Origin of the sequence: Rosettibacter primus, assembly GCF_036860675.1 — a bacterium.
Classification (GTDB): domain Bacteria; phylum Bacteroidota; class Ignavibacteria; order Ignavibacteriales; family Melioribacteraceae; genus Rosettibacter; species Rosettibacter primus.
The window spans coordinates 668,682-690,016 of sequence record NZ_JAYKGK010000001.1 but is presented as its reverse complement, the minus strand read 5'-3'; the positions used below and the strand labels follow the sequence as shown (position 1 = coordinate 690,016).

The following is a 21,335-nucleotide window of genomic DNA, read 5'->3' as shown; positions in this document are numbered from 1 at the left end:
AACAAAACCATGGAGGCACCATGAAAAAGAAAAACAACCTAATCTTATCTTCATTTTTACTTTTGTTTATTACATCATATGTGTTTGGTCAAAATGTACTTAAGCTTAAACCTTATGATGGTACACCCGGGTCATACATAATAGCTCAAATTAAAGCTGATACTGCAGCTAATCATGGAGTATTACCTGACCGTGTTTATGAACTTCAAAGCGGTGGTATCTATCTTAATACAGAACAATTTAATATAGCTAAAGGAGTAACTATTAGATTAGTATGCTATGGTCCTAAGAAGCCAATTATTTATCAATTCCCAACTGGAACAGGAAGCAATCCACAAAATCCTCCAGGAAATCTCTTTGTTCTTCAGGGTGGGAATTTAGAAATGAAAAATATTGCAGTATCTGGATATTTTGAGGCAAGCAGCGATTATCTCGATAACTTGCAGGGTGGCATTATTAATACAACTCAGGAAGGTTCCTCTATTATTATTGATGATTGTATTTTTAATAATATTAATGGTCAACATATTCGAACTGGAAGTGCAACAAAGAAAGTTAAAGTAACCAATACAATATTTGCTAATATGGGATTTCTTGGCCGTTCAAATCTTGGAGCTGGTAAAGGTATCGATTTAAGAGAAGCTTCTTGTGATTCTCTTATTCTCGTTAATAATACTTTTGTAAATTATCAGGACCGTGTTATTAGACATTACAACTTTAGTAATCCTCTTGCTGGGACAGGTGGAATTCAATATTGTTTAATTAACCATAATTCCTTTGTTAATGGTATGGGTTTCCATGGCTTACTTTCTTTAGGTAATGTCGGCAAAGAAGTAATTATAAAGAATAATTTATTCTATGATGCATTTGCCTTAGGTGAGGATTCTACAGATGCTACGAGAGCTGCAGAATGGGCTAATACTGGCGAAACTTATGCTAATGGGAATAATAGGATTACATGGATTTTCAGTGCTCCAAATGATACTACTCAATGGACTGTTAAAAATAACTACTATGTTATTTCTCCAGAAGGACAAAGCTTTTTAACAAAGTATGGATTTGGAGAAGGTTCTCCATTATCACTACATATTAAAAGCAGACTTGGTGCAGCAGCTGCAACTGCATTTAAGAAAATTAATTTGAAACTGAAAGAAATCCCAAGATTAATGATTAATATGATGGAATGGTATGAAAGCCCTGATGGTGGGAATAAAACTAAAAATACACCTTCAGATAAATGGAATAAAAATCTGCACGATATGGATAGAAGAACTTATAAATATTTTGAAGATACACTTGATTGCTCTTATGATACTAATGTTGAAGCATATTATAGTGCTGAAAGAGGATTCCCTGTTGGCGATTTAAATTGGTTTCCAGAACTAAAAGTTCGCTGGGAAGCTGGAGAAACAGTTGATGTTGAAAAAGATATAATTTTGGTTTATGACTATATCCTAGAACAAAATTATCCGAATCCATTTAATCCATCTACAAATATTACCTATAGTTTGCCAAAAACTTCCAATGTAACATTGACAATTTATAATTCACTTGGTCAAGAAGTTGCAAAACTTGTTAACAATCAGATTCAAAATGCTGGTAAATATACAGTTACATGGAACGGGAAAAATTTATCTGGCCAAACATTATCAAGCGGAATTTATTTCTACCAGTTAAAGACTGATGAAATAACTCTTACAAGAAAAATGACATTGATTAAATAAATATGCAATCAGGGATGACTGAAATAAGTCATCCCTTTTTAATAAGTGTATAATAAAAAAGTTAATCAAAATTATTATTTTTGTGGTAAGTAATTAAATAACATAACATTATTCTTTGGATTGAATTACTAAAAGTATAAATATGAAATCGAAACCTGTTACTTTAAGTGATATTGCTAAGATATTGAATGTATCAACTGTAACAGTATCTAAAGCATTAAGAAATCATCCAGATATTTCCCCTGAAACAACAAAAAAAATAAAAAAACTTGCCGAAGAACTTGACTATACTCCAAATCTTATAGCCCGTAGTTTATCTGCAAGAAGGTCAAATACAATTGGAGTCGTTGTTCCTAAAATTGCTCATTTCTTTTTTGGTTCTATAATAGAAAATATTTATAGAATCGGGATGGAACATAATTATGAAATTATTCTTACTGTTTCTCAAGAAAATACAGAACTCGAAAGAAAGCATATTCATACATTATTGGCTATGAAAGTTGATGGCATTATTGTATCTATAACACAACATACCAATAATTATGAAATTTTTGAAACGGTATTGAAGAGAGAAATCCCAATTGTATTTATTGATAGAGTCCCTTCACTTAAAAATATAAGTACTGTTACTGTTGACGATAGAGGTGGTGCATTCAAAGCTGTTGAACATGCTATAAAACTTGGGTACACAAAAATTGCACATTTTGCAGGTTATACTAATATCAATATCGGTAAAGAGAGATTATTGGGTTTCAAAGATGCTATGGAAAAATATGGGATTGAAATAAATCCTGATTGGGTCATAGAAGGTGGTTTTGGAGAAGAATATGGTTATAATGCATTCATGAAACTTTATAAACAAAATAATTTACCTGAATTTATATTTACTGTTACTTTTCCAGTTGCACTTGGAGTATATACGGCAGCAAAGGAAGTTGGATTGCGAATTCCTGAGGATATAGATTTAATTTGTTTTGGTAATGCGAAAGTTCAGGAATTTCTTTGCCCGCCTTTAAGTTGTGTTGACCAATCCACTAATTTATTAAGCCAGCACGCAATGGAAATTCTTTTTGAAAACATTAATAATCAGGATGAATTTAACCCTAAAAATATTGTTATCGATACTGAGTTGATTTTACGAGGTACCTGTATAAAGAAACAATATTCATTCTGATTATTACACATCATATTTTAACATAGAATGAGGTGAGCATGAAAAAGCAAAAATTAATTTTATTGATACTATCTATATTTTTTTATTCAAATAATAATGCACAGGATGAATGGCACAAAGCCGATGAAATTTTGAAAAATATTGTCCCGCCAAAATTTTCTGAAAAAAAATATAATGTTCTTGATTTCATAAGCATTGAACAAGCAAAAAAAGATATTAGAGAGGCAATCAAAAATGCAATTGAAAAATGTTCAAACAATGGTGGTGGAACAGTTGTGGTGCCAAAAGGTGAATATTATTGTGGTGGTCCAATTCATCTTAAAAGTAATGTGAATCTTCATCTGGAAGAAGGAACAATAATAAAATTTAGTACCAACCCAGATGATTATTTACCAGTTGTATTTACAAGATGGGAAGGAGTAGAATGCTTTAATTATTCTCCTCTTATCTATGCATATGAGCAGGAAAATATTGCAATTACAGGGAAAGGAATTTTAGATGGCCAGGCAAGTTCCGAAAACTGGTGGAAATGGAACGGCAACAAAAATTATGGGTGGGTTACTGGAATGCCAAGTCAAAGAGATAGTATTTCAAGACCAAGATTGATGAAAATGAATAATGAGGGGGTACCAGTTGAAAAAAGAATTTTTGGTAAAGGATATTATTTAAGACCAAATTTTGTTCAATTTATTAAATGTAAAAATATTCTTCTTGAAGATATTACCATTACAAATTCTCCAATGTGGATTATTCATCCAGTACTATCAGAGAATATTACAATTAAAAATGTAAAAACAATCAGTGATGGACCAAATACAGATGGCTGTGACCCGGAATCTTGTAAAAATGTGTTGATTGATAATTGTTATTTTGATAATGGAGATGATTGCATTGCAATAAAATCAGGTAGAAATCTTGATGGAAGAAGAATTAATGTTCCAAGTGAAAATATTATAGTTAGAAATTCTATTATGAAAGATGGGCATGGCGGGGTATCAATTGGGAGTGAAATTTCTGGAGGATGTAGAAATGTATTTATTGAGAATTGTAAAATGGATAGCCCAAATCTTGATAGAGCATTAAGAATCAAGTCTAATTCTTATAGAGGTGGAGTAGTTGAAAATATTTTTATGAGAAATGTAGAAGTTGGAGAAGTAAGCAATGCTGTTATAAGATTAAATATGCGTTATGACCCGAATGAAGGCAACGATGGTAAATTCCCCCCAGTATTTCGAAATATTAAAGTGGAAAAAGTAACAAGTAAAAAAAGTGAATATGCACTAGAATTTATTGGACTGAAAGATTCGCCAATTCGTAATGTTCAAATTATTGATTGTAATTTTGAAGGCGTTGCTAAGGAAAATTCATTGCAAAATGTTGAAGAACTCAAATTAATTAATGTGATAATTAATGGTAAAAAAGTGGAGTAGATTTCTATTAAAATTTTATAAATTATGATAGTAAATTATCGTAACATAAATCTGCTCTAAAATTACTGACATTACCGGAAAGGAAATATTATGAGAATAAAATTTATTCTTGTTTTTATTTTTTTAACTACAATTCTTAATGCACAAAACGATACTGCAAAAATATATGAACTACAGCAAATTACAGTTACTTCAACTAAATTTGAGCAATTACTTAGAAATTTTACGCCTTCATATTCAATAATTCCTGAGGGAAAAATTAAGCAGGATATTAAACCATCTTTACTTGCTTCGATCAGTGGGAAAATCCCAAGCTTGTTTATTACTGAAAATGGTTTAAGTGGTTTTGGAATTGGCTCACAAGCTGCTGGAAAAATTTCAATACGTGGTGTAAATGGAATACAACAAACATTAATAGTTGTTGATGGAAGACCAGAATTTGCTGGAATATTTGGGCATCCTATTGCAGATATTTACCAATCTTCTGAAATAGCAGCAGTTGATGTTTTGCGAGGACCTTCATCAGTTATATTTGGTACTAACGCAATGGGAGGTGTCATTAATATTACTACTAAAAAAACTCAACTTGAAGGTATAAAAATTTTTACAGATGTTAATTATGGTTCTTTTGATACATACAAAATAAAAAGCAGTATTGATTATAAAAGAAATAAGTTCATAAGCAAAATCTCAATAAGTAAAGATTATTCAAATGATAATCGTCCCTCTTCAAGCTTTCATTCTATTTCGGGGATTTATAATGCTTCTTATTTAATCAATCAATCCTGGTCAATTGACTTTAATGCTTTTATCAGCTCGACGAAATCTTTTAACCCAGGACCTGTAACAAAACCATATAAAAATGATTCAGTCTGGACAGATATTACCAGAGCAAACACTTCTTTATCACTGAAAAATAAATATGACAAATATGAAGGCTCTGTTTTGCTTTTTTTTAATAATGGTGTTCACGATGTTTTTGATGGATTCCATTCAAATGATAATACACTTGGATTGATAATAAATGAGAGTTTTGAATTTATTGAAAAAAGTTTAATAACATTAGGGGCTGATATAAAACGTTATGCAGGCAGTGCAAGAAATAAAACTCAATTAATAGATAAACATGTAATAGAAAAATCTCTTTATGTTCTTCTAAGTAAAAATATATTCAATAGAATTTCATTCAGTGGTGGAGTAAGATTAAACAACCATTCTGTTTATGGCACATTATTGATACCACAATTTAATTTAAGTTATCAGGTTGATGGTAAATCTTATCTATATATTTCTGCAGCAGAAGGATTTAGAAATCCTACTCTCAATGAATTGTTTCTCTTTGGGGCTAATATTGATTTAAAACCTGAAAAAATCTGGAATTATGAAATTGGTTTTAAAAGCAAGTTGCTTCAAAACAAACTTTTATTTAATGGGGCCTTTTATTTAATTGAAGGAAAAGATTTTATTAATATGGTCGGTGTTTATCCTAATATTAAAAACCAGAATGTAAATAAATTGACCAATCGAGGTTTTGAAATTGAGGCAAGTTATATTTTATCAAAAAGTTTTACGATAAATGGTAATTATAGTTACATTAAAAATTCTACTAAATTAATAGGCGTTCCACAACAACAATTTTTTGCAGAAGCTAATTATATTTATAAAATTTTCAGTTTTAATGTAGGATTAAAAACAATTTCAAATCTTTATACTTCGGTAAAGACAAATAATTCTGTAGAGAAAAAACAAAGTTATGCTTTATTAAATGCCTCGATGTGGGTTAATTTAGTTAAATCCCTGTCAATGTATTTGAAATTAGATAATTTATTAAACAGACAATATGAAATTATGGATGGTTATCCAATGCCGGGGAGAACATTTTTACTTGGTTTTAGTTTTGATACGAATTTATAAATTCTCTAAGAATAATTTTATAAATAGAATATTTCAATTATAACTTTGTTTAGTAATTTGAGGAGGGATGAAAATGTTTTTAACAAACAATAAAATAATAACAAAAGTAACAACATTCTTGATTATTATTTTGGCATATGCAAATCAATTTTATGCCAAAGATGATGATTGTAAGAAAAGAGATTCTTGTTGTCATAAGTCTGAAAATAGTATAAGATTTGAACATATTGGCATAAACGTAAAGGACCCTATTACAGCTGCAAGGTGGTATTCGGAAAATTTGAATATGAAGATTCTGCGTGAAGGTACTGCTCCAAATTATTCTACATTCGTTGCTGATTCATCCATACATATGATGATAGAATTTAATTACAACAAAGATTTTCCAACTATTGATTCACTTAATTTTAATTATGATTCTTTTCATCTTGCATTTTGTGTTTTTAATATTAACATGATTAAAGAAAAGCTATTGAATGCAGGTGCAACTGTTTTAAGTGATTTAAGAAAAACTGATTCTGGAGACCAGGTTTTAGTTTTGAAAGATCCGTGGGGTTTACCAATCCAGTTTGTTCAAAGAGTAAAACCTATGATAAACGCTGAAGGAATTTTTATAGAACATATTGCTTTTAATGTTTCGGATTCTCCTGCAAAATCCAAGTGGTATGTTAATAATTTAAATATGGAAATTATGAGAGAAGGGAAAGCCCCGTCATTTGGAATGTTTATAGCTGATGAGAATAAAAATGTAATGTTTGAATTTTATCAGCATCAAGATTCGCCCGTAATAAATTTTAATGATATTACTCACTCAACTTTGCATGTTGCTTTTGTTGTTCAGGATATAAAAGCATTGAAAGAAAAATTATTAACGAATGAAGCTGAACTTGTTAATGATATTTATCAAACACCATCCGGAGATTATGTGATGAATTTTAAAGATTCTACTGGATTACCACTTCAATTTGTAAGTCGTGTTAAACCTATGCTGAAATAATTTAACATGATAATGAATTAAAAAGGTGACAAAATGAAAGTATTAATAAAATTATTTTTGATTTTTTGTATCCCTGTGCTGACTTTATTATCTCAGGAAAAAGATACTAACCAGCCTGCAAAAGAATTTACAATTGAAAATTGTGTAAATGAATTCAACCCTGAAAAAATTGTAAAGACAGAAGTAGGTTATCAATACTGGTTTGTTGATAAAAATTTTCTTGATGGTAGGACATTAAAATTAAGTGTTGTAGCTCCGCATTCAGCAACTCATCCGCCTCATAAACATTCTGAAGATGAGTTCTTCTTTGTTCTGGAAGGTACAGCAGAATTTTATCTTAATGGTGAAACTAAAGTTGGTAAAGCCTACTCAAGTTTTTACTGTCCACCGAATAGCATGCATGGCATTAGAAACATTGGTGATACTGAATTAAAATATCTTGTAATAAAGAAATATGAAAAGTAAATAATAGACAATAGTTACTAGTTATTAGTTAATAGTTACTAGTTAATAGTTAATAGATAATAAATATGAGGAGCACAATGATAAACTCAATTGACAAATCAAAAAAGGTAGTAACATTTGGTGAAATAATGTTAAGATTATCAACTCCAGGGTTTACAAGATTTGTTCAGTCACAAAGCTTTGATGTTACATTTGGAGGTGGTGAAGCAAATGTAGCGGTATCATTAGCAAATTATGGACTTGAATCTTATTATGTAACAAAACTACCAAAGCACGAAATTGGTCAAGCAGCTGTAAATCATTTAAGAAGATTTGGTGTTAAAGATGATTTTATTGTTCGCGGCGGAGATAGAATTGGAATCTATTTTTTAGAAACAGGTGCAAGTCAAAGACCTTCAAAAGTAATTTATGATAGAGCTAATTCAGCAGTTGCACTAATGAAAAAAGGAGAAGTAGATTGGAATAAGGTTTTTGAAAATGCTATCTGGTTCCACTGGACAGGTATTACACCAGCATTGGGTAAAAATGCTCAGGAAATTTTATCGGAAGCCTGCCAAATTGCAAAAATAAAAAATGTTACTGTTAGCTGTGATTTAAACTTTAGAGCAAAAATGTGGACTACTGAAGAAGCTCAAGCTGTCATGAAACCTTTAATGAAATTTGTAGATGTTTGTATTGCAAATGAAGAAGATGCAGAAAAGAGTTTGGGGATTAAAGCAGAGGCTACCGATATTGAGTCTGGTAAGTTAAGCGAAGAAGGATATTTTAATGTTGCAAAAAAATTAAAAGAAATTTATGGATTTAAGGCAGTTGCAATTACACTAAGAGAAAGTTATTCAGCATCGAGAAATGGATGGAGTGCGATTTTACTTGATGACAAAGATTGTAAAACTCCATATCGTTCAAGAAAATATGATATTGAGATAGTTGACAGAGTTGGAGCTGGTGATTCATTTGCCAGTGGGTTAATCTATGGATTATTAACAAAGGATAATACTAAAGATGCATTAGAATTTGCAGTAGCAGCATCATGTCTGAAACATTCAATCCCCGGTGATTTTAATTTAGTATCAATCGATGAAGTAGAAAAATTGATTAAAAGTGGTGGCTCTGGAAGAGTTGAAAGGTAAACATTTAGTATTTATAAAATATGATTTGTAATAACTAATGAATTATTTTGTCCTCTGCGGTTTTATCTTTTAATCGTAGAGGATAAAATATTTAATTTATTTAACATCGAGTTTAAAACTTAATATTACATTTTTTGTATTAAATTAAATTTCACAAGCTTCGCTCAATTCACTAATAATTTTTAGTGTCTCATCAAACTTATCATTATTTAGAATGGATTTAATAATTCTGCTTCCAACAATTACTCCGTCACAATAAGGAGAAAAATTTTTTATATCATCAGATTTAGATATTCCAAATCCAATCAGCATTTTATTTTTTTTGATTAAAGAATAAGTTCTTTTAAGATTATCAAATGTTTCATTGCCGAATGAATCTTTGATTCCTGTAGTCCCGGTAACGCTGACGCAATATACAAATCCACTGCTCTTGTTATCAATTGAGATTATTCTTTCGTTAGTTGAAGCAGGAGTTGTAAGTAGTATAATATCTAAATTTTTTGTATCGCAATCATAAAATGAGTCGTATTCCTCAAGTGGAACATCGGGCACAATTAAACCTTTTACGCCTGCATTAAAGGCATCCTCGAAAAAATTTGATTTGTTGTATCTATTTATTGGATTTGCATAACCCATCAAAATAATTGGTTTTTCAGAGTGCTTTGAAATTACTTCTGCATATTTTAATACATCATGAGTAGTAACATTATTGTTGAGTGCAATATTTGATGATGTTTGAATAACCGGTCCATCAGCTAAAGGGTCGCTGAATGGAATCCCTAATTCAAGCATATCAGCTCCAGCATCTAAAACAGCTTTTGCTAATTCAACAAAATTATTTTTATCAGGAAAGCCCGCAGTTAGAAATATTGATAAAACTTTTCTTTTTTGGTTGTTTAATTTTTCAATGTAATTATGAATAGTGCTCATTATAATTCTTCCTTAAAATTGTCCATATAAGTTGAAAGGTCTTTATCTCCTCTGCCGCTTAAATTAATTACTATAATTTCATCACGATTTGTATTGTCAATAAATTTTTCAAGATAAGCAATTGCATGTGCACTTTCTAAAGCAGGTAAAATTCCTTCAAGTCGAGTTAAAAGATATGCAGCTTTCAAAGCTTCGGTATCAGTTACAGAAAAATATTTTACTCGAGAAATATCTTTAAGTAACGAATGTTCAGGGCCCACCCCAGGATAATCAAGGCCTGCCGAAATTGAATGAACTTCTGAAACCTGACCATCTTTATCTTGCAAAAGATATGTAAGCATTCCTTGGAAAATACCTGGTGAACCAAGACTTAAAGTTGCACAATGTTTGTTTGTATTTATTCCATAACCTGCTGCTTCTACTCCAATTAAATTTATGTTTTTATAATTGATGAATGGATAAAAAATACCTATAGCATTTGAGCCGCCTCCCACGCATGCAATAATGTAATCTGGCAGTCGTTTCTCAATTGACAAGATTTGTTCTTTTGTTTCATTCCCAATTATTGATTGAAAATCTCTAACTATCATCGGATAAGGATGAGGACCCACAACAGAACCAATAATGTAGTGAGTATTTTTTACATTTGTTACCCAATCTCTTATTGCTTCATTTGTTGCATCTTTGAGTGTTTTACTTCCAGAAGAGACAGGGATTACATCAGCTCCAAGAAGTTTCATTCTAAAAACATTTGGTTTTTGTCTTTCAATATCTTTTTCTCCCATGTAAACAACACATTTGATTCCGAATCTTGCACATACAGTTGCTGTAGCAACTCCATGTTGTCCGGCTCCCGTCTCAGCAATAATTCTCTCTTTACCTAATTTTCTTGCAATTAATATTTGACCAAGTGCATTATTTAGTTTATGTGCACCGGTGTGACATAAATCTTCGCGCTTTAAATAAATTTTTGCTTTACCATAATATTCTGTTAATCTGCTTGCAAATGTAAGGGGAGTTGGTCTTCCGTTATATTCTTTTTGTAGTTGATAATATTCACTTATAAATTCAGAATCATTTTTTAATTGATTATAAATTGATTCAAGTTCATAAAGAGCTGGAATTAAAGTTTCGGGAACATAACGCCCGCCATAAATTCCAAATTTACCATGTGAATCAGGATAATTGTAATTATTCATTTTGCGCTCATAGTTTTGTATACTAAATTTTAAAATTTGCTCGAGCCCTTAAGACTTCCATTTTGTGGAAGCTCAGAGGGCTCGAGAGGAGTGTATGCACCGGAACATAAAGATATATTTTGTTTTGTTTGTGAATTTTTCTTATTAAATATTTTTGCATGAGTACCTGAGATTATTTACTACTCTAAAAAATTCTTTTAGCTTTTTGTGACTTTTTTTACCTGGTTTAGTTTCAACAGATGAAGAAAGGTCAACAGCTTGTGGTTTGATATTTTTATAAATGTATTCAATATTGTTAATAGATACACCGCCAGCTAAAATAATTTTATTTCTTAGGTTTTCCGGGATTAAATTCCAGTTAAAAGTTTTTCCCGTGCCTCCAAAAGATTTCTGCGAATATGTATCTAATAAAAACTCGCAATTGTTAAACATATATAATTTTGTAAAATCAAATTGTTCATCAATGCGAAAACTTTTAATCACAGGCAAAGTTATTTGAGAAGCAAAATTAAAATCCTCATTGCCATGTAATTGAATATGAGTCAATCCTATTTTTTTTGAAATATTATTTATATCCTGTGCATCATTATCTACAAACACTCCAACTTTAGATATGAATGCAGGAAGATGTTTTATAATCTTTTCTGCCGATGAATAGTTGATGAATCGTTTGCTTTTTTTGTAAAAAATAAAACCAAGTGCATCTGCACCTAATTCGCAACAAAGTAGTGCATCATCAATATTTGTAATGCCACAAATTTTTACTCTCATCCTTCAGGTCTCTTTCGAATTACAATTCTTAATAAATTCTTTTACACTTTCTTTAATATTATTTGATTTCATAAAATGTTCACCTACTAAAACAGCATTAACTTTTGTCTGTTTTATTTTGTTAATATCCTCTTTAGTGTGAATTCCGCTTTCTGATACAATGGTTGCATATTCAGGTAAATGCTTTGAAATTGTTAATGTTGTGCTTAAATCAACATCAAATGTTTCAAGATTTCTGTTATTAATGCCAATTAAATTATTTTTATTAAAATCGATTTTATCGAGCTGAGAAGTTGAATGAAGTTCTAATAAAACTTCCATGCCGCATTCAACAGCAGCAGAGGTCAAATTATCAATTTGATTTTTTGATAAAGCTTCTGCAATAAGTAGAATAGCATCAGCACCTGAGGCTTTTGCTTCATAAATCTGAAATTCATCTATAATAAAATCCTTCCTTAAAAGAGGAACCGTTTTTATTCTTGCAATATCTTTTAGAAAATTAATGTGCCCCTTGAAAAAATTGTTGTCTGTCAAAATTGAGATTGCCTGCACAGAACATTCCATATAAATTGAAGCAATATTTATGTGGTCAAAATTTTCAATTAAAATACCTTTTGACGGGCTTGCTTTTTTAATTTCTGCTATTAAAGAAAGATTCCCTGGCTTATTGATAGATTTACTTAAACTAATCGTCTTTGTATTGAAAAATTCTTCATCCATAAATGATGAATATGTAAATCTCTGTTTGAGTTTTGTTACTTCTTCTTTTTTTACTTCGAGTATTTTATTCAGAAAGTTCATTGATAATTTTCTCCAAAAGATTTTAGAGAAATTAATTTTTCATATGCTCTGCCAGAAAGAATTGATTCCTCTGCTGCAAGACGACATTCATTTATGTTGTTTGAATAATCAGCGGCGTAAAGCGCCATTGCCGCATTAGCTGCAACAACATAAAAAGCATCGTTTTTTACTTTATCTCTAAGCACAGAAAGAATTATCTCTGCATTCTTTTCTACTGAATTACTCTGAATATTTTCTTTATCAATCTTTTTATAACCGAATGTATTATAAGAAATTTTGTATTTCTTTAAAGTTGATTTATGATGTTCAAATACATCAGTCTCTTCTGTAAGAGAAATTTCATCAAGACTATTATCCGTACAAACAAAACACACCTTTTGCATATCAAGATATGAAACAGCTTTTGACATCAACTCAGCTGCTTGATTATTGAAAGTGCCAATTAATTGTTTTTTAGTATTAGCTGGATTTGTTAAAGGTCCGAGAATATTAAATACAGTTCTCATTCCTAATTCTTTTCTAACTTCTGCTGCATATTTCATTGCAGGGTGATAAAGAGGAGCAAATAAAAATGTAATTCCTATTTTATTCAATGCTTCTTCTGCAGCAGAAGGGGAAAGATTAATATTAATTCCAAGGTATGAAAGAACATCTGCACTTCCACATTTACTTGAAATAGATTTATTACCATGTTTTGCTACTTTAATTCCACAACCTGCAACAACAAATGCAGATGCAGTAGAAATATTAAATGTATTGGAACCATCACCTCCTGTGCCGCATACATCAATTGTGTTTTCATCAGAATTAATTTTAATGCTTTTATTGCGCATTGCTTTTATAAAGCCAGCAACTTCTTCTGGAGTTTCACCCTTAGTTTTTAAAGCAAGTAAAAATCCAGCAATCTGCGAGTTGTTACATGAACCATTCATTATATGAGTCATTGATTCATAAGCTTCATCAATAGTTAGATTAATGCCGGAAGCAATTTTTTCAATGTAATTATTTATCATAGTTCAATCCAGTTTTTTATTAATTGATAACCTACTTTTGTTAAAATAGATTCTGGATGGAATTGAATTCCTTCGATTGGAAATTTTTTGTGTCTAATACCCATAATAATATCGTCTTCAGTGTGAGCGGATATTTCAAGAACATCAGGAAGACTACTTTTTTCAATAATTAAAGAATGATATCGTCCAGCATCAAATTTTTGTTCAACATTTTTAAATATTGTTTTGCCATCATGAATGATAAGTGATGTTTTCCCATGCATTAAGTAAGGAGCATTTATTATATTACCTCCGAAGTAATAACCAATAGTTTGATGACCAAGACATACACCAAGTATAGGCGTATTTGGACCAAAATTTTTTATTACATCAATTGTAATTCCTGTATCTTCTGGTGTGCCAGGACCGGGAGAAATAACAATTTTATCTGGGTTCATTTTTTTAATCTCATCAATTGATGTTCGGTCATTGCGTTTTACAATTATGTTATTTGTAAATTGTCCGATTAATTGAACAAGGTTATATGTAAAAGAATCGTAATTGTCAATTACTAAGATTTTCATCAATTACCTCCGCACATTTTAGTGCGCTAACTAATGCAGCTGATTTGTTTTTAATTTCTTTGAGTTCAAGTTCAGGTTTACTATCGGCTACGATGCCAGCGCCAGCTTGCCAGTAAATTTTATTTTTTGTTGCAAATAAAGTTCTTATTGCTATGCACATATCTAAATTCCCACTGAAATCGATATATCCAACTGCACCAGCATATAATCCGCGTTTTATTTTTTCGTATTCGTTAATCAATTGAATTGCTCTAATTTTTGGAGCGCCTGTTACTGTTCCCGCCGGGAATGATGATTTAAAAGCATCTATGCAATCGGCATCTTCACGCAATATACCTTCAACTCGAGATACGATATGCATAACATGAGAAAATCTATTGATTTTCATTCTCTCACTTATTTTTACAGAACCAAGTTGACAAAATCTTCCAAGGTCATTTCTTGCTAAATCTACAAGCATTACATGTTCTGCTATTTCTTTAGGGTCGTTAAGTAAATCCATTTCTAATTCTAAATCTTCTTCTTCTGTTCTGCCTCGTCTTCTTGTCCCTGCTATTGGTAATATTTCAGCTTTTCTGTTTTTTACTTTTAGTAAATCTTCAGGTGATGTCCCAATAACTTTAAAGTCATTATCAAATTCCATAAAATACATATATGGTGAAGGATTAATCATTCTTAATGCTCTGTAAACATTGAATGGGTCACCATGATATTCTGCTTCAAATCTTTTTGAAAGAACAATTTGAAATACATCGCCGTTGTAAATATTTTTTTTTGATACTCTTACAAGATCACAGAATTCTTCTTCTTCATTATCACTCAAAGGCTTGGGATTAGCTTTGAAGTCAGATTTAAACTCAATGTTTTTGTTCAATATTTCTTTTAGTTTTTGAAGTTCATTTTTTGCATGTTCAAATTTTTCTTTGATATTTTGTTTATGAGAACAATCAACATTATAAATCAATATTATTTGATGCTTAAAATGGTCAAATACAATAAGTGAATTATAAATCCCAAGAATTGAATCGGGGGCAATGCTTTCTTCTTTAGAATTATACAATATACTATCTTCAATTAGAGATATGTTATTAAAACCAATAAATCCTACTAAGCCACCTGAAAAATAGGGTAGTTCATCAATTTTGGGATAAGAGAACTTATGAATTTTGTTTTTTAAGTAATCGAAGATGTTGCCGGAGATTTTCTCAGTTTTTCTAAAATCTTTAATAGTAATTTCAGTGTAATTATTGGAAATTATTTCAGCTGGATTTAATCCGATAAATGAATATCGAGCTAATCTTCCAATTCCTTCTACGGACTCTAACAAAAAGGTGTAATAATTTTTATTTCTGACTTTTAAATATGCAGAAACTGGAGTAAGCAAATCAGCAGCAATTCTTTCATACACTGGTACGATATTATATTTTTCTGATAGTTCTAAAAATTTTTTGTATTCCATATTGAATTCCTTTAAAACAAAAAACCCTTCTCAGTGATAACTAAGAAGGGTTTCTTGCATTGAAATATTTAATTAAATTTATGTTATCACTGAGATGATGGATATAATTCTGCGCCACCACCACCAGTGATTTTTGTTCATTTTGTTATATGTTTTGTTCCTGTAAATCATTTGCTGCAAAGATAGAGAAAATGAATTAAATAAGTCAATATCTGGATGAAGAATTTTTATATTTTCTGATTTATGTGATTAAAAATATTAACTGGAGCTTCATTATTATTAGGCTGAGATTTAATAGTGAAAATTCAATACATATGCTGATAAATTAATATTTGCTTTAATTCATAATTTTTTTTAGCAATCTAAATTTCAAACCATTCTTGAATGTGCTGCCATTTCTCTTCATTGTAATAAGTGTGTGTGTATTCATTTGTTTTCTTTGAGTAAATGTAATCTTTAGACCAGCTCGGAGCATTGATGATAATTTCTTCAATTGCATCAATGATAAATATCAACTCATCGTTTGTCATTGTAGGATGAATTGAAAGACGGACCCAGCCTGGTTTTTCTGATAAATCACCTTGATTTATTTTTTCTGTTATATGTTTTGATCTAGTTGGATCAACATGAAGTAAATAATGGCCATAAGTTCCTGCGCATGAACATCCACCTCTTACTTGAATGCCATATTTATCATTGAGCAGTTTGACCATTAAATTATAATGTATATTTTCCAAATAAAATGAGATAACTCCAAGCCTGTCTTCATGTTCAGCGGCAAGTATATGAACACCATTAATTTTTTTTAGTTTATCGAAAGCAATTGATAATAACTCGTGCTCTCTTTGAATTATATTTTCTACGCCCATTTCTTCTTTAAGTTTTATGACTAAAGCAGTTTTAATTGCTTGCATAAATCCAGGAGTTCCGCCATCTTCCCGGATTTCAATATCTTCAATGTACTTGTGTTCTCCCCATGGATTTGTCCAATCAACTGTTCCACCGCCAGGTTGGTCAGGTACTTTTCTGTTATATAACTTTGAATCAAAGATTAACACTCCTGATGTACCAGGTCCACCTAAAAATTTATGGGGTGAAAAAAATATAGCGTCTAATTTTTGTTCTTCAATTTCAGGATGCATATTTATATCTACATATGGAGCAGCAGCTGCAAAATCAATAAAACAAACACCATCATACTTATGCATTAATTCTGCCATTTTATATATTGGTGGTTGAATACCTGTTACATTTGATGCTGCAGTAAATGACCCTATTTTTAATTTACGATGTTCATATAATTTTAATAAATGTTCAAGATGACTAATGTTCACCAGACCTTTTTCATCAGGTTCAATTAAAACAACATCACAAATTGTTTCCAGCCATGATGTTTGATTCGAGTGATGTTCCATATGAGTTAAGAAGACCACAGGCTTTTCTTCTTTAGGAATATGAACATATTTTTGAAGTTGTTCAGGAATTCTTAAACCAAGTATGCGTTGAAATTTGTTAATTGCAGAAGTCATTCCATAACCAGAAAAAATTAAAACATCGTTATGATTAGCATTGACATGTTGTTTTATTATTCTTTTTGCTTCTTTATATGCTTTTGTCATTGAGGTCCCGGTAATTGAGGATTCAGAGTGAGTATTGCCTACAAAAGGTCCAAATCTTTCTTTTAAAATATTTTCAATTGGGTCATATAATCTTCCGCTTGCAATCCAATCTGCATAGATTATTTTTCTTTTTCCGTAAGGTCCATCAAAATATTGATTAATTCCAACGATGTTATTTCGATATTTTTCAAAAAATTTTTCAAGGGACTGCATAATACCTCTTCTGTTTTTCACAAAAATAATAATGATAATTGAAAGGGGGTAATAAATTTTAATTTGAGAAAAGGTGATAAATAGGGAAGTGATAAAAAATGTAGAGCGAACAAAGTTCGCTCTACTTATTAACCTAAGTATGCTTTTAAATTTTTACTTCTTGAAGAATGACGCAATCTTATAAGAGCTTTTTCTTTAATTTGACGAACTCGTTCACGAGTAAGATTTAGTTTTTCTCCAATTTCTTCAAGAGTGAGAGAATGTTCTTTACCTAAACCAAAATACAATCTGATTACCTCAGCTTCTCTTTCAGTTAAAGTAGAAAGTGAACGTTCAATTTCAGCTTTAAGAGATTCTTTCATTAGAGAATGGTCTGGTGGTGGTTGATCTTCATTTGGCATAACATCAAGCAAACTATTATTGCTGTCTTCGCTATGTGCAAATGGAGCATCCATAGAAATATGACGTCCTGCAATCTGCATTGCATAAGTAACATCCTGAACATCCATGTCAAGTTGTTCAGCAATTTCTTCTGGATTAGGACGTCTTTCATACTCTTGTTCAAGCTGGCTTAAGGCTTTACTCATTTTATTTAATGCGCCAACTCTATTTAATGGCAGGCGTACCATTCTTGACTGTTCTGCAATAGCCTGCATAATAGATTGACGAATCCACCAAACGGCGTAAGATATAAATTTAAATCCACGGGTCTCGTCAAATCTTTGACCGGCTTTAATAAGTCCAAGATTACCTTCATTTATCAGGTCACCTAAAGGTAATCCCTGATTTTGATATTGTTTTGCAACACTAACAACAAATCTAAGGTTAGCTTTTGTTAGCTTATCGAGTGCGGCTTTATCGCCCTTTTTGATTCTTTTGGCTAATTCAATTTCTTCCTCCGGTGTAAGGAGGTCTACTTTGCCAATCTCTTGTAAATATTGATCTAAAGATTTGCTTTCTCTGTTCGTGAATTGCTTCGTAATCTTCAAATCTACATCTCTCCTTAATTTATTTGTAGTTAGTTAAATTTTTCTGAGCTTCAACTTTAAGTAATACAAAATTGTTCCCTTATTTTAATATATATTCGGGTAAAAATTTTTCTGATTTTAGAGCTAATTTGTTTAATTAATTCCTTCTTATAAGGAAGTGTACAAAGTAAGTATAAATTTGATTTATAATAGCAGCTCTTTGATATGTTAACCAAAATTTCACGCCCAAAATTAATAAATTTTAATTTAATTGTCTATATAAATTTTAATTTCACAAAAATTTTAAAACTCAGAACTATTATCGAATTTTTTCCTTAACTCTTAAGCCAGAACATGCTGTCAATTCGTGTTTTGAAGAATTTAATTTATGTATCATAATCAAACATTGATAAACTAATTATAGTTCACATTATGCTTTTTTATAGGAGTGAGTTTACTTTGTAATTTCAGAAAGACTAAAAACATTAGAAAAATATTCTTAATTTGGCAGCCACAATTTAGATAATTGGAGAACTTATGAGAATTAAATCATTATATATCTATGTTATTATTTTTACGGCGTTTATAATTTCATTAATTATATTTTCGCCAAGCGCCAAGGAACCAACTTTACAAACACAAATAAATCCCCATGGTCAAATGCCTGATGACGACATTCATCGGGGTATGTCTCAGAATACTGAAGACATGCCTTCAAAATCTAATGTAGCTAAAGAAGCTCTGGAGCAATTAAATCAATTAAAAGAAGATTATGAGAAAAATCCTGAGGATACAGTTAAGATTAGAAATTATGCAGATATGTTAACTCTTGCTCATCAGCATGATAAAGCAATAGAACTTTATGAAAAAATTTTGAAAGTTGATTCGAAAAGAATTGACATTTTACAACACCTCACTTTCTTATATTTCAATAAGGGTGAACTTGATAAAGCCGAAGAGATGTCGAAGAAAATATTAACCATTAAAAAAGATTATCCGCTTGCTTTGTATAATCTGGGAGTTATTTCTCACATAAAAGGGGATAATCAAAAAGCAAAATATTATTGGAATGAAGTTCTTAAAAAAGAACCGGATAGTAAATTGGCTAAAAATGCTAAGGAATTATTACAAAATTTAGAGAAGATTAAGAAGTAAATATCTTTTTAATTAACTTTTTGTCAATTTCTTCGAAATAATAATTTGGGACTTCAATGTTTAAGTGTGGGTTTCTCCAAATTTCAGTAGAGTGCATCTCTTTTCTGTCGAATGTATTTTTTGATGAAAATTTACTTTTATGAGCTACTACAAAAAATGGGACTTTATAAAATTTACAAAGAATTGCAAGTATGGAACTGCCGACTTTGTTTACAACATTGCCATTCTTTAAAATAATGTCTGCTCCAATTAATGCAGCATCAGAATTTTTAACATGATTGCTTAACATAGCTTCTGTAATCAGGTAAACATTTATTTTTTCTTCTGCGAGTTTTCGTGCTAAAATTCTACCTTCGAATTTTGGTCTTGATTCTGAAACAAAAACTGTAATTTTAGATTTTTCTTTTTTAATTCTTTTTAAGATTTCATAAACAGTTTTACTGTTGGAAATAGTAATGAAATTTGAGTATTTCAATAATTCATTTTTAGCTTTCAAAAAAATGTTGTCATAAACATTAATTAAAATCTCATCATATTTGTAAAAGAATTTTTCAAGATTACCTTTATTTTTAATTTCATTGTAGAATTCATCAAGATAGCTATTAATGTTTTGAAATGAAGTAAATTTTTTTTGTAATTCAATTATTAGAGAAGGGAATAATTCAAAGTTCTTTCTTTCTTGTTTTATATGGTCATGAAGAAGAGTAAGTAATTCACTGCTTCCTGAAGTTTTATTATTGATTAATTTTAGTAAATTTTTATCAAGATTTTCTTTCATTAAAGACAGAAAACATTATGAAAAATTTTGATTGAACTTAAAACCTTTAATAGGTTCCCGCAAAGTTAATACGGGACACGGAGCTTTTCTTACTACTTTTTCTGCTGTACTGCCAAAGAGTAAATGTTCCACTCCTGTGTGGCCATGTGTTGCAATAATTATCAAATCTATATCTTTTTCCTTTGCTGTTTCATTGATTTCGACGAAAGGTTTTCCAGTTTTTATTATTATTTCAACTTTTATTGAAGGGTCAACATAGTTTTTAGCAAGATTGTTCAGTTCCTCTTCTGCTCTTGATTGAATATTTGTATCCATTGATGGAATTGCAACCTGTCCCATGCTGAAATCTGCAGGATAGATAATAGGTTCAATTACATAAATTAAGTACATGGAAGAATTAAAATGTTTAGCAAATTGTACTGCATACTTTAATGCGTTTTTAGAATAATCAGAAAAATCAATTGGCACAAGAATTTTATCTATCATTCCCATATTTCACCTCATTTATTTCTAAGTTTATTATAAAGCTCAATGTAATCTTTATTTAGATTTCTTAATCTTCTTGAAATTATTTGAGCAATACCTTTTAAAATTTTTATACCATCAATTGGATGAGCTTCAATAAAATCATCTAAATCAGGTTTAAATATTACTGCAAGTTGAGAATCTTTAAGAGCAATAGCGGAAGCAGAGCGTTTGTCATTATCAAGCAGTGCCAACTCACCGAAGAAATCTCCTCTTGTTAGATGAGCCAGATCAAATCTTTCGTTATCTTCAGCTTCAAATGTGATTAAAATTTCTCCATTAATTATTACATACAAACCAATGCCAGGGTCGTTTTGATAAAAAATATATTCTTTGGGGGCATAGACTCTATTGTGAAATAATTTTAAAAGTGATGCAAAGTTTTTGTTGCTGAGATTTTTAAAGGGGGGCATAGATAGAAGAACCTGTTCTAAATCACTTTTTTCTGTTGGAGTTTTAAACAAGTTTGTCCAAAAACTACTGCTTACTTTTGATTTTCTTTCCATA

Annotated in this window: 20 protein-coding genes; 8 read left to right on the top strand and 12 right to left on the bottom strand. The window is 30.5% G+C overall.

The window, feature by feature from the left end:
• Positions 1 to 20: 20 nt before the first annotated feature.
• From VJY32_RS02920 to VJY32_RS02890, 7 genes are all read left to right on the top strand, one after another.
• The gene (locus VJY32_RS02920) at positions 21 to 1,724 is read left to right on the top strand and encodes a T9SS type A sorting domain-containing protein (RefSeq protein WP_353676377.1); all 1,704 of its coding nucleotides are present in this window, start codon (positions 21 to 23) and stop codon (positions 1,722 to 1,724) included.
• A gap of 142 nt (positions 1,725 to 1,866) precedes the next feature.
• Positions 1,867 to 2,898: a LacI family DNA-binding transcriptional regulator gene (locus VJY32_RS02915; protein ID WP_353676376.1), complete on the top strand. Its 1,032-nt coding sequence runs from the start codon at positions 1,867 to 1,869 to the stop codon at positions 2,896 to 2,898.
• A 38-nt stretch (positions 2,899 to 2,936) separates the two neighbouring features.
• Complete coding sequence (locus VJY32_RS02910) at positions 2,937 to 4,328, top strand: glycoside hydrolase family 28 protein (RefSeq protein WP_353676375.1); 1,392 nt, start codon at positions 2,937 to 2,939, stop codon at positions 4,326 to 4,328.
• 90 nt (positions 4,329 to 4,418) lie between these two features.
• Positions 4,419 to 6,242, top strand: a complete 1,824-nt coding sequence (locus VJY32_RS02905; protein ID WP_353676374.1) for a TonB-dependent receptor — start codon at positions 4,419 to 4,421, stop codon at positions 6,240 to 6,242.
• Positions 6,243 to 6,309: 67 nt separating this feature from the next.
• A complete protein-coding gene (locus VJY32_RS02900; protein WP_353676373.1) occupies positions 6,310 to 7,239 on the top strand; it encodes a VOC family protein in 930 nt (309 codons plus the stop codon).
• 33 nt (positions 7,240 to 7,272) lie between these two features.
• Entirely contained in the window at positions 7,273 to 7,704 is a 432-nt protein-coding gene (locus VJY32_RS02895) for a cupin domain-containing protein (RefSeq protein WP_353676372.1), read from the top strand.
• A gap of 77 nt (positions 7,705 to 7,781) precedes the next feature.
• On the top strand, positions 7,782 to 8,834 hold the full coding sequence (locus VJY32_RS02890) for a PfkB family carbohydrate kinase (protein ID WP_353676371.1): 1,053 nt from the start codon (positions 7,782 to 7,784) through the stop codon (positions 8,832 to 8,834).
• A gap of 144 nt (positions 8,835 to 8,978) precedes the next feature.
• Here the strand turns inward: VJY32_RS02890 and trpA are convergent, their stop codons facing one another.
• The 9 genes from trpA to VJY32_RS02845 form a co-directional block, all read right to left on the bottom strand.
• Positions 8,979 to 9,764, bottom strand: a complete 786-nt coding sequence (gene trpA / locus VJY32_RS02885) for a tryptophan synthase subunit alpha (protein WP_353676370.1) — start codon at positions 9,762 to 9,764, stop codon at positions 8,979 to 8,981.
• Positions 9,764 to 10,963 (bottom strand): tryptophan synthase subunit beta, encoded by a 1,200-nt coding sequence (trpB, locus tag VJY32_RS02880; RefSeq protein WP_353676369.1) that lies wholly within the window; start codon positions 10,961 to 10,963, stop codon positions 9,764 to 9,766. The genes trpA and trpB overlap by 1 nt, the downstream gene beginning before the upstream one ends.
• Positions 10,964 to 11,107: 144 nt before the next feature.
• Positions 11,108 to 11,734: a phosphoribosylanthranilate isomerase gene (locus tag VJY32_RS02875; protein WP_353676368.1), complete on the bottom strand. Its 627-nt coding sequence runs from the start codon at positions 11,732 to 11,734 to the stop codon at positions 11,108 to 11,110.
• 3 nt (positions 11,735 to 11,737) lie between these two features.
• Positions 11,738 to 12,535 carry an indole-3-glycerol phosphate synthase TrpC gene (trpC, locus tag VJY32_RS02870; RefSeq protein ID WP_353676367.1) on the bottom strand — a complete coding sequence of 266 codons (798 nt, stop codon included), beginning with the start codon at positions 12,533 to 12,535 and terminating at the stop codon, positions 11,738 to 11,740.
• Positions 12,532 to 13,548 carry an anthranilate phosphoribosyltransferase gene (gene trpD / locus VJY32_RS02865; RefSeq protein ID WP_353676366.1) on the bottom strand — a complete coding sequence of 339 codons (1,017 nt, stop codon included), beginning with the start codon at positions 13,546 to 13,548 and terminating at the stop codon, positions 12,532 to 12,534. Before trpD ends, trpC begins: the two co-directional genes overlap by 4 nt.
• Positions 13,545 to 14,111, bottom strand: coding sequence for an anthranilate synthase component II (locus tag VJY32_RS02860; RefSeq protein WP_353676365.1), 567 nt, complete (start codon positions 14,109 to 14,111; stop codon positions 13,545 to 13,547). The genes trpD and VJY32_RS02860 overlap by 4 nt, the downstream gene beginning before the upstream one ends.
• Positions 14,092 to 15,570 (bottom strand): anthranilate synthase component I, encoded by a 1,479-nt coding sequence (trpE, locus tag VJY32_RS02855; protein ID WP_353676364.1) that lies wholly within the window; start codon positions 15,568 to 15,570, stop codon positions 14,092 to 14,094. Before trpE ends, VJY32_RS02860 begins: the two co-directional genes overlap by 20 nt.
• A 362-nt stretch (positions 15,571 to 15,932) precedes the next feature.
• Positions 15,933 to 17,402: an aminotransferase class V-fold PLP-dependent enzyme gene (locus tag VJY32_RS02850; RefSeq protein ID WP_353676363.1), complete on the bottom strand. Its 1,470-nt coding sequence runs from the start codon at positions 17,400 to 17,402 to the stop codon at positions 15,933 to 15,935.
• Between the two features lie 128 nt (positions 17,403 to 17,530).
• Positions 17,531 to 18,391: a sigma-70 family RNA polymerase sigma factor gene (locus VJY32_RS02845; RefSeq protein WP_353676362.1), complete on the bottom strand. Its 861-nt coding sequence runs from the start codon at positions 18,389 to 18,391 to the stop codon at positions 17,531 to 17,533.
• A gap of 516 nt (positions 18,392 to 18,907) precedes the next feature.
• On the opposite strand from VJY32_RS02845, the gene VJY32_RS02840 reads away from it, so the two are divergent.
• Positions 18,908 to 19,525: a tetratricopeptide repeat protein gene (locus VJY32_RS02840; protein WP_353676361.1), complete on the top strand. Its 618-nt coding sequence runs from the start codon at positions 18,908 to 18,910 to the stop codon at positions 19,523 to 19,525.
• On the opposite strand, the gene VJY32_RS02835 is transcribed toward VJY32_RS02840, so the two are convergent.
• The 3 genes from VJY32_RS02835 to VJY32_RS02825 are packed head-to-tail and all read right to left on the bottom strand — an operon-like array spanning position 19,515 to position 21,334.
• Positions 19,515 to 20,303: an eIF2B alpha/beta/delta subunit family protein gene (locus VJY32_RS02835; RefSeq protein ID WP_353676360.1), complete on the bottom strand. Its 789-nt coding sequence runs from the start codon at positions 20,301 to 20,303 to the stop codon at positions 19,515 to 19,517. The genes VJY32_RS02840 and VJY32_RS02835 overlap by 11 nt on opposite strands.
• A gap of 15 nt (positions 20,304 to 20,318) precedes the next feature.
• Positions 20,319 to 20,795 (bottom strand): universal stress protein, encoded by a 477-nt coding sequence (locus VJY32_RS02830; RefSeq protein WP_353676359.1) that lies wholly within the window; start codon positions 20,793 to 20,795, stop codon positions 20,319 to 20,321.
• Positions 20,796 to 20,803: 8 nt separating this feature from the next.
• Entirely contained in the window at positions 20,804 to 21,334 is a 531-nt protein-coding gene (locus VJY32_RS02825; RefSeq protein WP_353676358.1) for a cyclic nucleotide-binding domain-containing protein, read from the bottom strand.
• Position 21,335: the final 1 nt, after the last annotated feature.